12 protein-coding genes, 1 rRNA gene and 1 pseudogene are annotated in these 14603 nt (G+C 74.7%); 11 read left to right on the top strand and 3 right to left on the bottom strand.

Annotated features, from left to right (window positions below):
* The 3 genes and pseudogenes from rrf to ACIRQY_RS26360 all read left to right on the top strand — a co-directional run.
* Window positions 1–91, top strand: a 5S ribosomal RNA gene (rrf, locus tag ACIRQY_RS26370); the annotation flags it as partial.
* Window positions 92–228: 137 nt separating this feature from the next.
* Window positions 229–1122: pseudogene (locus ACIRQY_RS26365) on the top strand (tetratricopeptide repeat protein); the annotation flags it as partial.
* Window positions 1123–1713: 591 nt separating this feature from the next.
* The gene (locus tag ACIRQY_RS26360; RefSeq protein WP_403929989.1) at window positions 1714–2487 is read left to right on the top strand and encodes a hypothetical protein; all 774 of its coding nucleotides are present in this window, start codon (window positions 1714–1716) and stop codon (window positions 2485–2487) included.
* A 68-nt stretch (window positions 2488–2555) separates the two neighbouring features.
* Here the strand turns inward: ACIRQY_RS26360 and ACIRQY_RS26355 are convergent, their stop codons facing one another.
* Window positions 2556–3848, bottom strand: coding sequence for a DUF1015 domain-containing protein (locus ACIRQY_RS26355; protein ID WP_403929958.1), 1293 nt, complete (start codon window positions 3846–3848; stop codon window positions 2556–2558).
* A gap of 88 nt (window positions 3849–3936) precedes the next feature.
* On the opposite strand from ACIRQY_RS26355, the gene ACIRQY_RS26350 reads away from it, so the two are divergent.
* Window positions 3937–5070, top strand: coding sequence for an HAD hydrolase-like protein (locus ACIRQY_RS26350; protein ID WP_403929986.1), 1134 nt, complete (start codon window positions 3937–3939; stop codon window positions 5068–5070).
* Window positions 5071–5499: 429 nt separating this feature from the next.
* Window positions 5500–6390 carry an ABC transporter ATP-binding protein gene (locus ACIRQY_RS26345; RefSeq protein WP_403929955.1) on the top strand — a complete coding sequence of 297 codons (891 nt, stop codon included), beginning with the start codon at window positions 5500–5502 and terminating at the stop codon, window positions 6388–6390.
* 31 nt (window positions 6391–6421) lie between these two features.
* Here ACIRQY_RS26345 and ACIRQY_RS26340 read toward each other — a convergent pair whose 3' ends face one another.
* The gene (locus ACIRQY_RS26340; RefSeq protein WP_403929952.1) at window positions 6422–6769 is read right to left on the bottom strand and encodes an SCP2 sterol-binding domain-containing protein; all 348 of its coding nucleotides are present in this window, start codon (window positions 6767–6769) and stop codon (window positions 6422–6424) included.
* Between the two features lie 54 nt (window positions 6770–6823).
* Between ACIRQY_RS26340 and ACIRQY_RS26335 the strand changes: the two genes are divergently transcribed.
* From ACIRQY_RS26335 to ACIRQY_RS26310, 6 genes are all read left to right on the top strand, one after another.
* Entirely contained in the window at window positions 6824–7081 is a 258-nt protein-coding gene (locus ACIRQY_RS26335; RefSeq protein ID WP_403929984.1) for a hypothetical protein, read from the top strand.
* Window positions 7082–7088: 7 nt separating this feature from the next.
* Window positions 7089–7904 (top strand): TlyA family RNA methyltransferase, encoded by an 816-nt coding sequence (locus tag ACIRQY_RS26330; protein WP_403929949.1) that lies wholly within the window; start codon window positions 7089–7091, stop codon window positions 7902–7904.
* Window positions 7901–8848, top strand: coding sequence for an NAD kinase (locus ACIRQY_RS26325; protein WP_351796926.1), 948 nt, complete (start codon window positions 7901–7903; stop codon window positions 8846–8848). The genes ACIRQY_RS26330 and ACIRQY_RS26325 overlap by 4 nt, the downstream gene beginning before the upstream one ends.
* Window positions 8849–8930: 82 nt before the next feature.
* Window positions 8931–10673: a DNA repair protein RecN gene (recN, locus tag ACIRQY_RS26320; RefSeq protein WP_403929945.1), complete on the top strand. Its 1743-nt coding sequence runs from the start codon at window positions 8931–8933 to the stop codon at window positions 10671–10673.
* Window positions 10670–11587 (top strand): hypothetical protein, encoded by a 918-nt coding sequence (locus ACIRQY_RS26315; protein ID WP_403929943.1) that lies wholly within the window; start codon window positions 10670–10672, stop codon window positions 11585–11587. The genes recN and ACIRQY_RS26315 overlap by 4 nt, the downstream gene beginning before the upstream one ends.
* Before the next feature lie 123 nt (window positions 11588–11710).
* Entirely contained in the window at window positions 11711–12796 is a 1086-nt protein-coding gene (locus ACIRQY_RS26310) for a glycosyltransferase family 4 protein (protein ID WP_351797011.1), read from the top strand.
* 64 nt (window positions 12797–12860) lie between these two features.
* Here ACIRQY_RS26310 and ACIRQY_RS26305 read toward each other — a convergent pair whose 3' ends face one another.
* Complete coding sequence (locus tag ACIRQY_RS26305) at window positions 12861–14486, bottom strand: PucR family transcriptional regulator (RefSeq protein ID WP_351789015.1); 1626 nt, start codon at window positions 14484–14486, stop codon at window positions 12861–12863.
* Window positions 14487–14603: the final 117 nt, after the last annotated feature.

Here is a 14603-nt window from a genome sequence, read left to right as displayed (position 1 = left end):
GCCCGGTTACATTCCGAACCCGGAAGCTAAGCCTTTCAGCGCCGATGGTACTGCAGGGGGGACCCTGTGGGAGAGTAGGACGCCGCCGAACAATTCTTCAGGACCCCTGGTCCCAGCGTTCACGCTGGGACCAGGGGTCCTTTTGTTTTTTGCTTGACTTTTCCGATGCGCGGCCGAGTGCCGGCTGCGCGAGAATGACTGCAGTACCCGAAGACAGGAGTCACACCGATGTCCACCAACTCTCCCGACGACCGTCCGGAGCGCGAGCCGCGTCGTACGGACGGCGCCGGTGGCGACCGGGGCGGCTTCCGAGGCCCGCGACGTGACGACAACCGTGGCGGTGGCGGCGGCGGTTTCCGTCGTGACGACCGTGGTGGCGACCGTCCCTCGTACGGGCAGCGTGACGACCGTGGTGGCGACAACCGGGGCAGTGGTGGCTTCCGGCGTGACGACAATCGCGGTGGTGACAACCGTGGTGGTGGGTTCCGTCGTGACGACCGTGGTGGTGACCGTCCGTCGTTCCGTCGGGACGACCGTCCCTCGTACGGACAGCGTGACGACCGGGGCGGCGACAACCGGGGCAGTGGCGGCGGTTTCCGCCGCGATGACAATCGTGGTGGCGAGCGTCCCTCCTCCTTCCGCCGTGACGACAATCGTGGTGGCGAGCGTCCCTCGTCCTTCCGTCGCGACGACAATCGCGGTGGTGACAACCGTGGCGGCGGTTTCCGTCGGGACGAGCGTCCCTCGTACGGGCAGCGTGACGACCGTGGTGGCGACAACCGGGGCGGTGGTGGCTTCCGGCGTGACGACAACCGCGGTGGCGACAACCGTGGCGGTGGTGGGTTCCGTCGTGACGACCGTGGTGGTGACCGTCCGTCGTTCCGTCGGGACGACCGTCCCTCGTACGGACAGCGCGACGACCGTGGTGGCGACAACCGGGGCAGTGGCGGCGGTTTCCGCCGCGACGACAACCGTGGTGGCGAGCGCCCCTCCTCCTTCCGCCGCGACGACAATCGCGGTGGTGACAACCGTGGCGGCGGTTTCCGGCGTGATGACAGCCGTGGTGGTGACCGTCCGTCGTTCCGTCGGGACGAGCGTCCCTCGTACGGACAGCGTGACGACAACCGTGGCGGCGGTGGCGGCGGGTTCCGTCGTGACGACCGGGGTGGCGAGCGCCCCTCGTCGTTCCGCCGTGATGACAACCGTGGCGGCGGCTTCCGTCGGGACGAGCGTCCCTCGTACGGGCAGCGTGACGACCGTGGTGGCGACAACCGGGGCAGTGGTGGCGGTTTCCGCCGTGACGACAACCGTGGTGGCGAGCGTCCCTCCTCCTTCCGCCGTGACGACAATCGCGGTGGTGACAACCGGGGCGGTGGCGGCGGCTTCCGTCGTGACGACCGGGGCGGCGACCGTCCTTCGTCGTTCCGCCGGGATGACAGCCGTGGTGGCGACCGTCCGTTGTTCCGTCGGGACGAGCGTCCCTCGTACGGGCAGCGTGACGACAACCGTGGCGGCGGTGGCGGCGGCTTCCGGCGTGACGACCGGGGTGGCGACAGCCGGGGTGGATACCGGGGGCGCGACGACCGTGGCGACCGCGGTGGGTACCAGGGCCGTGACGACCGGGAGCGGAGCGACCGCGCGCCCATCAAGCGCCTGCCGATCCCGCCGGAGGTCACCGGTGAGGAGATCGACCCGGACGTACGCCAGGAGCTGATGAGCCTGCCCAAGGGGCTGGCCGAGGAAGTCGCCCGCAACCTCGTCATGGTCGCCCAGCTGATCGACGAGGACCCGGAGAAGGCGTACGGCTACTCCAGGGTCGCTCTGCGGCTCGCCTCCCGCGTCGCCGCCGTGCGCGAGGCCGCCGGCTTCGCCGCGTACGCCACGCAGAAGTACTCCGAGGCGCTGGCCGAGTTCCGTGCCGCCCGCCGGATGAGCGGTGGTGTCGAGCTGTGGCCCGTGATGGCCGACTGCGAGCGTGGTCTCGGCCGCCCCGAGCGCGCGCTGGCCATGGCCGGCGAGTCCGAGGTGCAGAAGCTCGACAAGGCCGGGCAGGTCGAGATGCGGCTGGTGGCCGCCGGTGCCCGCCGTGACCTCGGGCAGCTCGACGCGGCGATCGTGACGCTGCAGAGCCCCGAGCTGGCGTCCAGCGCCAACCACCCGTGGACCGCGCGTCTGCGGTACGCCTACGCCGACGCGCTGCTCGCCGCCGGGCGGGAGACCGAGGCGCGGGAGTGGTTCGCCAAGGCTCTGGAGGCCGACAAGGACGGCGTCACGGACGCCTCGGACCGGCTCGCCGAGCTGGACGGCGTCGAGTTCGTCGACGCGTTCGACGACTCCGACGAGGACTCCGACGAGGATGTCACCGAGGACGCGCAGGCGGCCGGGGACGATGTCGATCTCGACGAGGACGACGAGGACGACGACGAGTCCGACGACAGGGACGACGAGGGCAGTGCCGGCGACGACAAGGCCGGCGACAAGAGCTGACGTGGTTCTCGCGTGAACTGAGGGGCGGTACCCATCCGGGTGCCGCCCCTTCGCCGTTTCCGGGACGCTCAGTCGAGCGCCAGACTCCTGAGGACCAGGCCCGTCGCGGGCTTCGGGCCGAACGAGGTCGACTTGCGGGGCATCGTGACACCCTGGCGGGCCAGGTCCCGTACGACGTCCTCGCACACCGGGTGCATGAGGACCGCCGTACCGCCACGGCGTTCCGCCTGGTCGACCGCGGCGGCCGCGTCGTGGATGTAGGCGATGTCCTCCGGCGCGTCCGGGATGCCCCAGACGTGTTCGAGGAGCGTGGCGTGCAGGACCGTCGCGTCCAGGGTCCGCCAGGCCTCCGGGCGGTCCGCGCGGACCGTGCGGTCGAGGAGCGCGGGATCGGGGCGGTCCACCAGATGGAAGGGGCCGTCGCCCGCGAGCAGGAAGGCGTTCCCCCCGGCCGCCGCCGCTGCCAGGGCCTCCAGGGCGGCCGGCAGCGGCCGGTCGACGCGCCGCACCCGGAACGAACCGTCCAGGGCGGCGAGGGCCTCGGCGACCGGCAGGCGGTTGAGGAGCCGGTGGATGGCGCGGACCCGCAGCGGGTAGCGGGCGGTGTCCACGAGCAGGACCAGACCGTAGTTCCACGGGCCCGGCGACACGTGTTCCCCGCGAAGACGCAGGTAGGTCGCCCAGCGGTGGTGGCCGTCGGCGATGAGCGCCTGGTGGCGGCCGAGCTTGGCGGCCACCGTGGCCTGCTCGGCCGGGTCGGTCACCGCCCACAGCCGGTGGTGGAACCCGTCCTCCGTCGTGGTGGCGAGGAGCGGCTCGCGGTGGACCGTGCGCCCGACGACCTCGTCCACGCCGTCGCCCTCCCCGACGTACGTCAGGAGCAGCGGCTCCAGGTTCGCGGCCGTGGTCCGCATCAGGGCGGCGCGGTCCTCCACGACGTGCGGCATGACGTCCTCGTGGGGGAGGACGACCCCCTCGGCGGGGGTGGAGAGCTCCAGGGCCCCGATGACACCGCGCTGGAGGACGCCGTCGCCCTGTTGCTCGTACACGTAGAGCGCGGGCTCGGGGTCCGGGGCGAGGACGCCGTCGGCGAGCCAGCGGTCGAGAGTGGCGGCGGCCTTGCGGTGACGGGTGCCCGCGGTGATCGCCTGCGGGAGGATCAGCCGCACGATGTTGTACGGATCGGCGGATTCCAGTTCCAGCAGTCCGTCAGGTCGTACGACGACGTCATAGGGAGGAGACGTCACCGCGGCGAGGCTGCCGACGCGCTCGGGGACGTACCGCAGTCCGCGGAACGGGGCGAGGCGCAGCCCTCCGGTGTCGTCGCGGACGGCGTCGGCCGCGTGACCTGAGGTGTTCATCTCGTCATCCTATGTGGCGGGTGGTCATGAGCGATGATCGGGGGAGCGGGGCGTTCACCCCCGGTGAGACGAGGAGCGTGCGGTGACGGTGCGGAACGGCCAGGGACGGCGGAACGACGGCGGAGTGCTGCCGGGGAGCAGCGCGCTGCCGCTGAGCGAGGCGTACGACACGGCACTGCTCGACCTGGACGGGGTGGTGTACGCGGGCGGTGAGGCCGTTCCGCACGCTGTCGGGGCACTGGGTACGGCCCGGGCGGGCGGGATGCGGCTCGCGTACGTCACCAACAACGCGCTGCGGACGCCGGACGCGGTCGCCGCGCACCTCACCGAGCTGGGGGTGCCCGCCGAAGCCGGTGATGTGATCACCTCCGCGCAGGCGGTCGCCCGGCTGATCGCCGACGACGTGCCCCCCGGCTCCCGGGTCCTGGTCGTCGGCGGCGAGGGGCTGCGGGTCGCGCTGCGCGAGCGGGGGCTCGTACCGGTGGACTCGGCGGACGACCTGCCGGTGGCGGTCGTACAGGGGTTCGGCGGGCCGGAGACGCCCTGGAGCCGCTTCGCGGAGGCCGGCTACGCGGTGGCGCGGGGGCTGCCCTGGTACGCCTCCAACACGGACCTCACGATCCCGGGGGCGCGGGGCATCGGGCCGGGCAACGGGGCGGCGGTGGAAGTCGTACGGATCGCCACCGGCGGCCGGTTCGAGCCGAAGGTGGCGGGCAAGCCGCTGCCCCCGATGCACCGGGAGACGGTGCTGCGGACCGGGGCGCTCCGGCCGCTGGTCGTCGGGGACCGGCTGGACACGGACATCGAGGGGGCGTTCAACGGCGGGGTGGACTCGCTGCTGGTGCTCACCGGGGTGACCGACGTTCCGCAGCTGCTGGGGGCGGTGCCCGCGCACCGGCCGACCTACGTCGCCGCCGATCTGCGGGGGCTGCTCGTCCCGCAGCCGGAGGTCGTCGCGGACGGGGACGGCGGCTTCGCGTGCGGGGAGTGGCGGGCCTCGGTGCGCGGGGGCGAACTGGTTCTCGACGGTCCGGACGGCGGTGCGGCGGACGTGATGGACGGCGTGCGGGCGCTCTGCGGGGCTGCTTGGGCGGCGGCCGACGCGGGTGCTTCCGGAGATGCCTCCGGGAGTGGTGGTGCGGCTGTCTCCGGGGGGCGCTCCGTGGGTGGCTCGGAGGGTGTTCCGGACGCGGGCAAGGCCTTGGCGCGGCTGGGGCTGTAGGGGCTGGTGCGGCCCGGGGGCCGGGGGCCGGGGGCCCGGTGCGGAGTCTGCCGGGGGCTCCGGTCGGTCGGGGCTGTTCGGGGCTGTGAGGTCCGGAACAGGTCCGGAACAGGTCGGGGCTCGGGTCGGGACGGGACTCGGTCCGGCTGGAGTACGGACCTGGCGACGGGGCGGGGCGGGACAACGGGCCTGGGCCCTCAGGTTCTCAGGCCGACAGGCGCTCAGACCGTCCGGGCTGCCCGAGCCGTCAGGTTCGAAGCGTCCTGGGACAGCGCTCCGTACGGCATCCGGCCTGCCCCCGGGCGGTCGGGCGGCGGTCGGGCGGCGGCCCCGCGCGTTCCGGCCGGAGTACGTCCTGGCGTGCCCCGGTGCGTAAATTGGGTAGGCTAACCTAACTTTGTTGGGGCGAGGGTTTACGGGAGCACGGGCATGGACGGTCGGCAGCAGCGACTGAGCGCGGAATCGGTCACTCTGGCGTACGAGCAGCGGGTCATCGCCCGTGAGCTGTCCGTCGAGATCCCCGACCACTCGTTCACCGTCATCGTCGGCCCCAACGCCTGCGGGAAGTCCACCCTGTTGCGCGCCCTCTCCCGGATGCTGAAGCCCAGCGAGGGCCGCGTCCTGCTCGACGGGCAGTCGATCCACTCGCTGCCCGCCAAGAAGGTCGCCAAGACCCTCGGCCTGCTGCCGCAGACCTCCGTGGCCCCCGACGGCATCACCGTCGCCGACCTCGTCGCCCGTGGCCGCTACCCCCACCAGGGGCTGCTGCGCCAGTGGTCCCCCGAGGACGAGCGGATCACCCAGGAGTCCATGGAGGCGACCGGGGTCGCCGAACTGGCCGGGCGGTACGTGGACGAGCTCTCCGGCGGCCAGCGCCAGCGCGTCTGGATCGCCATGGCGCTCGCCCAGCAGACCCCGCTGCTCCTGCTGGACGAGCCGACGACGTACCTCGACATCCAGCACCAGATCGACGTGCTCGACCTCTGCGCCGAGCTGCACGAGACCCAGGGCCGTACGCTCGTCGCCGTCCTGCACGACCTGAACCACGCGGCCCGGTACGCGACCCACCTGATCGCCGTCCGCGACGGCCAGGTCGTCGCCGAGGGGCCGCCGGCCGAGGTCGTGACCGCCGCACTCGTCGAGCGGGTCTTCGGGCTGCGCTGCCAGGTCATCGAGGACCCGGAGACGGGCACACCGCTGGTCGTCCCCGCCGGTCGCCGGGGCCGCGCGCCCCGCCAGGTCCGGACCGCGTCCGAGGCGGTTCCGGCCGACTCCCCGGCGGAGCCCGGGGCATCCCAGGAGCCCGCGCTGCGGAAGTGAGCGGGTCCCGGCGGCCCGCGGGGCCCCGGTCCTACAGCAGCGCGCGGAGCTTGAGCAGGTCGCGGAAGCCCGCCTCCAGCCTGACCCGGCCCGACGCCCACGCCTTCGCGAAGTTCAGCTCGCCGCCCACCATCGCCACCAGGTCGTCCCCGGTCATCGCCAGCCGGATCTGGGCCTTCGTCGGCGGCGGTCCCGCCACCGTCGACCCGACCACGATCCGGCCCCCGGTCAGACGGCCGGTGAACGTGGTGTCCAGGTCCGTGACGTGGCAGCTCAGCGTGCGGTCGAGCGCGGCGGCCCCGCGCACGTCGCCGTCCGCCCGCGCGAGGCCGTCCGAGAGTCTGTCCAGTGCGCCGCGGCACTCAGTGATCGTCGCCATCGGGACGACCGTACCCCAGACGTTCGCGGTAGCGTCGGGGCCATGAACGACGCTATGCCCGCACCGGGGCCCCTGGACGAGACGGGCCCGCGGGACGCCCACGAACCCGCCGGAGCGGCCCCGCTCGGCGTCGGACGGCGGCCCACCGGGCACCCCGGCGTCGACGCCCACCTGGCGCGTCTCGCCGAGGTGGACGACCTCCCGGCGGACGGACACCCGCAGGTGTACGAGGATGTACACCGAGGACTGCGCGCCGAGCTGACCTCGCTCGACGCGCTTCCCGACCCCCGTCCGCACGACAACAGGAGCTGAACCCACCGTGGCAGGAGTGGCACGCCGCCGACTCGACGCCGAGCTGGTCCGGCGCAAGCTGGCGCGCTCGCGCGAACACGCCAGCCAGCTGATCGCCGCGGGCCGGGTGACCGTCGGCAAGACCGTCGCCACCAAGCCCGCCACCCAGGTCGAGACCGCCGCGGCGATCGTCGTGGTCGAGGACGGCTCCGACCCCGACTACGTGTCGCGCGGCGGCCACAAGCTCGCCGGGGCCCTCGCCGCCTTCGCCCCCCTCGGCCTGGTGGTCGAGGGGCGGCGCGCCCTGGACGCCGGGGCGTCCACCGGCGGCTTCACCGACGTCCTGCTGCGGGCCGGTGCCGCCCATGTCGTCGCCGTCGACGTCGGCTACGGACAGCTCGCCTGGTCGCTCCAGAGCGATGAGCGGGTCACCGTGAAGGACCGTACGAACGTACGCGAGTTGACGCTCGACGCGATCGACGGCGTCCCCGTCGACCTGGTCGTCGGCGACCTGTCCTTCATCCCGCTCGGCCTGGTCCTGCCCGCCCTCGCCGCCTGTACGGCGCCCGGCGCCGACCTCGTCCTCATGGTGAAGCCGCAGTTCGAGGTGGGCAAGGAGCGGCTCGGCAGCGGCGGAGTCGTCCGCAGCGCCGAACTCCGCGCGGACACCGTGAAGAACGTGGCCCGGCGGGCCGCGGAGCTCGGACTCGGTGTCCTGGGCGTCACCGCCAGCCCGCTGCCCGGCCCCTCCGGCAACGTCGAGTACTTTCTGTGGCTGCGGGCGGGCGCGCCCGCGCTGGATCCGGCGGATGTCGACCGCGCCGTGGCGGAAGGACCTCGTTGAGCTCAAGGGCAACAGCACCAGAGACCGCACCAGAGGCACCATCAGAGACCGCACCACGTACCGTCTTCCTGCTCGCGCACACCGGCAGGCCGGCCGCCGTGCGCAGCGCCGAGCTGGTGGTCCTCGGACTGCTGCGTTGCGGCATCGTCGTCCGCGTCATGGAGCAGGAGGCCGAGGACCTGCCGCTCCCGCCGTCCGTCGAGAAGGTGCCCGAAGACTGCCCGGACGCGCTCGACGGCTGTGAACTCCTCGTCGTCCTCGGCGGTGACGGCACCCTGCTGCGCGGCGCCGAGTTCTCCCGCGCCTCCGGCGTCCCGATGCTCGGCGTCAACCTCGGCCGGGTCGGCTTCCTCGCGGAGGCGGAGCGCGACGACCTCGACAAGGTCGTCGACCGGGTCGTGACGAGGGCGTACGAGGTCGAGGAGCGGATGACCCTCGACGTCGTCGTGTACGAGAACGGCGACGTCCTGCACCGCGACTGGGCGCTCAACGAGGCGGCCGTGCAGAAGGTCTCCCCGGAGCGGATGCTGGAGGTCGTCCTCGCGATCGACGGACGCCCGGTGACCGGCTTCGGCTGCGACGGGGTGATCTGCGCGACACCCACCGGGTCCACGGCCTACGCCTTCTCGGCGGGCGGCCCGGTCATCTGGCCGGAGGTCGAGGCGCTGCTCATGGTGCCGATCGGCGCCCACGCCCTCTTCGCCAAGCCTCTGGTCACCACCCCCGAGTCCGTCCTCGCCGTCGAGATCGAGCCGCACACCCCGCACGGGGTGCTGTGGTGCGACGGGCGGCGGACCGTGGAGCTTCCGGCGGGCGCGCGGGTCGAGGTGCGGCGGGGCGCCGTGCCGGTGCGGCTCGCCCGGCTGCACCACGCCTCCTTCACCGACCGGCTCGTCGCCAAGTTCGCCCTCCCCGTGTCGGGGTGGCGGGGCGCACCCCGCTGACACGGCTCCGGCGGGTCGAACGAACGGCGCGCCGGAGGGTTACGCCCGGGGCCCGTGTCGCATCGCGGCGGAGAAACCTCGTATGGTCTGGGGCGTGCTGGAGGAGATGCGGATACGGTCGCTCGGGGTCATCGACGACGCGGTGGTCGAGCTGTCGCCCGGTTTCACCGCGGTGACCGGTGAGACCGGTGCGGGCAAGACGATGGTGGTGACCAGCCTCGGGCTGCTGCTCGGCGGTCGCGCCGACCCGGCCCTGGTGCGGATCGGCGCGGCGTCGGCCGTCGTCGAGGGGCGGATCAGCGTGCCCGCGGGCACGCCCGCCGCCGTGCGCGCCGAGGAGGCGGGCGCGGAGCTCGACGAGGGCGTGCTGCTCGTCAGCCGCACCGTCTCGGCGGAGGGCCGCTCGCGGGCCCACCTCGGCGGGCGCTCGGTGCCCGTCGGGCTGCTCGCCGAACTCGCCGACGAACTCGTCGCCGTCCACGGCCAGACCGACCAGCAGGGGCTGCTCAAGCCCGCCCGGCAGCGCGGCGCGCTCGACCGGTACGCGGGCGGGGCGGTCTCCGGGCCGCTCGCCGCCTACGGGGAGGCCTACCGGCGGCTGCGGGCCGTCGCGACGGAACTCGACGAGATCACCACCCGGGCCCGGGAGCGGGCCCAGGAGGCGGATCTGCTGCGGTTCGGGCTGACGGAGATCGAGGCCGTCGCCCCGCGCGCGGGGGAGGACACCGAGCTGGCCGCGGAGGCGGAGCGGCTCGGTCACGCCGAGGCCCTGGCGTCCGCCGCCGCGCTCGCGCACGCCGCGCTCGCGGGCGTCCCCGAGGACCCGGAGTCCGTCGACGCGACCACGCTCGTCGCCGGTGCGGGCCGCGCCCTGGAGGCCGTACGGTCGCACGATCCGGTGCTGGCCGCGCTCGCCGACCGGACCGGTGAGATCTCCATCCTGCTCGGGGACGTGGCCACCGAGCTGGCCGGGTACGCCGACGCCCTGGACGCCGATCCGCGGCGGCTCGCCGCCGTGGAGGAGCGCCGGGCCGCGCTCACCCAGCTCACCCGGAAGTACGGCGAGGACATCGCCGCCGTCCTGGCGTGGGCGGAGGAGAGCGCGGGACGGCTCGGCGAGCTGGACGGCGACGACGAGCGCGTCGGGGAACTCACCGCCGAGCGGGACAGGCTCCGCGACGAGCTGTCGGAGCTGGCCCAGGGCCTGACCGACGCCCGTACGGAGACGGCGGACCGGTTCGCCGCCGCCGTCACCGCCGAACTGGCCTCGCTCGCCATGCCCCACGCGCGCGTCTCCTTCGACATCCGGCAGACCGCCGACCCCGAGGGAGTCGAGGTCGGCGGGCGTCGGGTCGCGTACGGCCCGTCCGGCGCCGACGAGGTCGAACTGCTGCTGGCCCCGCACCCGGGCGCCCCGCCGAGGCCCATCGCCAAGGGCGCGTCCGGCGGTGAGCTGTCCCGGGTGATGCTCGCGGTGGAGGTCGTCTTCGCGGGGACGGACCCGGTGCCGACGTACCTCTTCGACGAGGTCGACGCGGGCGTCGGCGGCAAGGCGGCGGTCGAGATCGGCCGCAGGCTCGCCAAGCTCGCGAAGACCGCGCAGGTCGTCGTCGTCACCCACCTCCCGCAGGTCGCCGCCTTCGCCGACCGGCAGCTGCTCGTCGAGAAGACCAGCGACGGCTCCGTGACCCGCTCCGGCGTCACGGTCCTGGAGGGCGAGGACCGCGTCCGGGAACTGTCCCGGATGCTCGCGGGCCAGGAGGACTCCGAGACCGCCAGGGCCCACGCGGAGGAACTCCTGGCGGCGGCGCGGGCCGACGGATGACCCGCCCCGCCCGGGGGACCGGCGGGCTCCTCGGCGCCTTCGTCCTGGCCGCCGGGGCGAGCCGGGCCGGGTACGCCGGGCTGCGGGCGCGCGGCGGTGACCGGTGGGTCCGGCCGAACCACGCCGGGCGGGACGTCGGCCTGTGGGCCGGGCCCGCCGTGGCCCTCGGCGCCGCCGTCGGCGCCGGGCGCGGGCCCGCCGCGTTCGCCGTCCTGGCCGCCGGGGCCTGCGGGGCGTACGACGACGTGCGGGGCGACCAGCGGCGCGGATCCCGGGCGCACCTCGCGGCGCTCCGCGACGGCCGGGTGACCAGCGGCACCGTCAAGCTCCTGGGGATCGGGGCCGCCTCGCTGGTGGCCGGGGCGCTCCTCAAGGAGCGGCCCGTGGACCAGGTCCTCGCCGCCGTCGTCATCGCGGGGACCGCGCGCCTAGGGCGGGTTTCGAAAGTCCCGCCTGCCTGGCGACGCCTGGCACGCACGCTCGCCGCGTTGTCGGGATCACCCCGATACCACCAGTATCGGGGCGACCCTCCGCCTTGCGATCGCACGCACCAGACGCCGCCAGGCCTGCCCTCCGGGCAGACGACGCCACTTTTGAAACACGCCCTAGTGGACCTCGTGGACGTACGGCCGGGGCGGGCGGGCCTCACGGTGCTCGCGCTCGGCGCCCCCGGGCTGCTGCGCGGGGACCTCGCGGCCGCGCCCATGGGGGCCGTCGCGGCCGTCCTGGGGGACGATCTCGGGGAGCGCACCATGCTCGGTGGCACCGGCGCGTGCGCCTTGGGGGCCGCCGTCGGCAGTGCGATCGCCGAGGGCAACGGGCGGCTCGGACTCGCCGCCCACGCCGTCGGTCTCGTCGCCGCCGTCTGCTGGGCGGAGGGCGCGAACCCGCCGTACGCTCACCCGGGTGGGTGAACCCCGGGAGGGTCGGCCCGGGCGCCGGGGGCCGCCCGCACGGGGCAACGCCGGTGCGAGACACGTCACTTCGGTGGCGGAACGTGCGTACGGACGGCCGCGCGGACTGGCATCCTTGGGCGCGTGACACAGCTCCGTACGGTCCAAGTGCTGGGCGGCCGCAGCGCGGGCAGCAGCGCGCACGTGCGCTCACTCGCCTCGGGGCTGGTGGCGAGGGGCGTGCGGGTGACCGTGTGCGCCCCCGCCGAGCTCGACCGCGTCTACGACTACCTCGGCGCGGGCGCGCGCTTCGTGCCGCTGCCGCGCCTCGGTGACCCCTCGACGGTCGCCCTGCTCCGCAACACCTGCATCGGCGCGGACGTCGTCCACGCGCACGGCTTCCAGGCCTCGGTGCGGGCCGCGCTGGCGCTGGCGGGCGGCGGGACCGGGCGGGTGCCGCTGGTGACGACCTGGGACAGCCGTGTCGACGCCGCCGGGGCGCGCGGCGGGGTGCTGCGCCTCCTGGAACGCCGGGCCGCGCGGGCCGCGACCGTCGTGCTCGGCACCTCGTCCGAACTCGTCGACCGAGCGCGCCGGCGCGGCGCGCGGGACGCCCGGCTGGCCCCCGTCACCGTGCCGCCCGCGCGCGGTGCGGTCTGTCTCCACGACGGCAAGGCCCGCGCCGAGCTGGGCGCCGTGGCGCGCCCGCTCCTGATGGCGGTCGGGGCGCTCGAACCGGGGCGGGGCCACGGGACGCTGCTCGACGCGGCGCGGGTGTGGCGGGACCTCGACCCGCAGCCCCTCCTGGTGATCGCGGGGGAGGGTCCCGAACGGGCCCGGCTCCAGCGGCGGATCGCCGACGAGGACCTGCCGGTGCGGCTGATCGGACGGCGCGAGGACGTCGCCGAACTCCTGGCCGCGGCGGACGTGGCGGTGCTCCCGTCCCGGTGGGAGGCCCGGTCCCTGCTGGCCCAGGAGGCGCTGAGGCTGGGCGTCCCGCTGGTCGCCACGGCGGTCGGCGGTGTGCCCGAACTCGTCGGGGACGCGGCGGAACTCGTGCCGTACGGGGATGCGGAGGCCCTGGCCGGGGCGGTGCGCGGGCTCCTCGACGACGTGGACCGCCGGATGGACCTGGCGGCCGCGGGCCGGGTGCAGGCGCGGACCTGGCCCACCGAGGACGAGACGGTGGCGCACGTCCTGAGCGTGTACGACGAGCTGGCGGGGCGGTAGCCGTTCCCGCCGGTGGCCGCCCCCACCCGTAGCCGCCACCGGTAGCGCCCGTCCCCAGCGGTGGCTAAGGGGTGTGCCGCCGGGCCCTGAGCGCGAGGGAGAGGGCCAGGACCGTCTGCGGGTCGTCCAGGTCGGTGCCCAGGAGCTCGGAGATCCGGGCCAGCCGGTTGTAGAGGGTCTGGCGGTTGAGGTGCAGTTCCCGGGCGGTCTCCGCCTTGCGGCCCGCGTGCGCCAGATACGTCTCCAGGGTCGGCAGGAGCGGCGGCCGGGAGGTGCGGTCGTGCTCGCGCAGCGGCCCGATCGCCCGGTCCACGAACGCCGCGAGGACCGTGTCGCCGTGGAAGTGCAGCCGCCACAGCAGCAGGTCGATGTCGAGCCGCCGGGCGTCGTACCAGGGGCGGTCCGACAGGCCCTGCGCGGCCGTCGCCGTCTCCGCCGCGTGCCGCAGGCCCGCTGAGGCGGCCGCCCAGCCGCCCGCCACGCCCACGACGACCACCGGCGGGTGCGCCCCGGCGCGTTCGAGACCGGCGCGCTCCACGCCCGCGCGCAGCGCCGCCGCGACCCGGTCGGCGACCGCCGTGCGCTCCGACTCCGAACGCAGGCCGAGCAGCAGCGGCACCCGGCCCTCGACCGGGCGGACGCCCAGCAGGACCGGGACGCCGACGGACGCCAGCTCCTCCAGGACGGCGCGCGCCAGCAGCGCCCAGTTCCCCGAAGGGGACTCCGCCGCCAGCCGCATCACCACCGGCAGGAGCGGCCCCTCGCCCGGCTTGAAGCCGAGCACCCGGGCCTGGGCCGGGGCGTCCTCGGCCGCGATCCGGCCCTCCGCGAGGTCCGTGAGGAAGTCGCCCCGGCCCCGCGCGGCCAGCTCCTCCTCCTGCCGGGCCTGCATGAGGACGACCGCGAGGAGTCCGGCCGCCCGCTCGGCCGCCATCCGGTGCACGGGGGAGAGGGCGCCGGAGACCGAGAGCAGCACCAGCCGGGCCCGTACGGACGAGGTGCCGGGCCCGCCGCCGGGGACGTCGACCAGGACCGTGCCGGTCGGCGGGCCCGACTCGCGGGCCGCCCGCCTGCCGCGCAGCCCGTCCCAGACCTGCAGCGGGTCGGCGGGCCCCGACTCGGTGCCCGCCGCGTACAGCAGCTGTCCGTCGGGGGTCTCCAGGAAGACGGGGTTCGCGGCGAAGTCGGAGAGGATGCGCAGCACCTGCGGGATGCCGCCGCCGCCGAGCAGCGCCTCGGTGCACTGCCGGTGGACCTCCTCGGCCTGCCGCTGGAGGGCGTAGTGGCCGTTGACGATCTCGGTGTGGATCTCTTCGGTGACGGCCACGAAGGGGACTTCGCGGTGCAGCTGCACCAGCGGAAGGCCGGTGGTCCGCGCGGTCTCCACTATCGTCGCGGGCAGCCGGGCGAAGCGCGGTCCCAGCTCGACGACGAGGGCGGCGATGCCCCGGTCGGCGAGCCGCCGGACGAAGGCCCGCTGCTCGGCGGGCCTGGTGCCGAGGCCGAGTCCGGTGGTCAGCAGCAGTTCGCCGCCCTTGAGCAGCGACGCGATGTTCGGCACCTCGCCGGCGTGCACCCAGCGCACCGTGCGGTGCAGCCGGTCCGCCCCGGCCATCACCTCCGGGAGTCCGCCGCGCAGGCCCGGGAGTTCGAGCGCCCGCTGCACGGTGATCCCGCCCTGATTGTCCATGGGGCCGGACGCTACCCGCGTCCCTGTTCCGGCGACATCACCCCACGGTCACGGGTCCGGACCCTTCGTGCACGGGGGTGACAACTCGTCAAGCCGGGAGGGGAATTGCCGGACTCC

The sequence above is a fragment of the Streptomyces sp. NPDC101490 genome, assembly GCF_044767145.1.
Taxonomy (GTDB): domain Bacteria; phylum Actinomycetota; class Actinomycetes; order Streptomycetales; family Streptomycetaceae; genus Streptomyces.
The sequence above is the reverse complement of the archived record's forward strand: the minus strand, read 5'-3'. Positions and strand labels throughout refer to the sequence as shown.

What these genes read in the sequence shown, in the direction of transcription:
- ACIRQY_RS26305 (WP_351789015.1), bottom strand. Translation starts at nt 14,486, where the DNA reads ATGGACAATCAGGGCGGGATCACCGTGCAGCGGGCGCTCGAACTCCCG.
- recN (WP_403929945.1), top strand. Translation starts at nt 8,931, where the DNA reads ATGGTCTGGGGCGTGCTGGAGGAGATGCGGATACGGTCGCTCGGGGTC.
- ACIRQY_RS26355 (WP_403929958.1), bottom strand. Translation starts at nt 3,848, where the DNA reads ATGAACACCTCAGGTCACGCGGCCGACGCCGTCCGCGACGACACCGGA.
- ACIRQY_RS26315 (WP_403929943.1), top strand. Translation starts at nt 10,670, where the DNA reads ATGACCCGCCCCGCCCGGGGGACCGGCGGGCTCCTCGGCGCCTTCGTC.
- ACIRQY_RS26360 (WP_403929989.1), top strand. Translation starts at nt 1,714, where the DNA reads ATGAGCCTGCCCAAGGGGCTGGCCGAGGAAGTCGCCCGCAACCTCGTC.
- ACIRQY_RS26345 (WP_403929955.1), top strand. Translation starts at nt 5,500, where the DNA reads ATGGACGGTCGGCAGCAGCGACTGAGCGCGGAATCGGTCACTCTGGCG.
- ACIRQY_RS26335 (WP_403929984.1), top strand. Translation starts at nt 6,824, where the DNA reads ATGCCCGCACCGGGGCCCCTGGACGAGACGGGCCCGCGGGACGCCCAC.
- ACIRQY_RS26340 (WP_403929952.1), bottom strand. Translation starts at nt 6,769, where the DNA reads ATGGCGACGATCACTGAGTGCCGCGGCGCACTGGACAGACTCTCGGAC.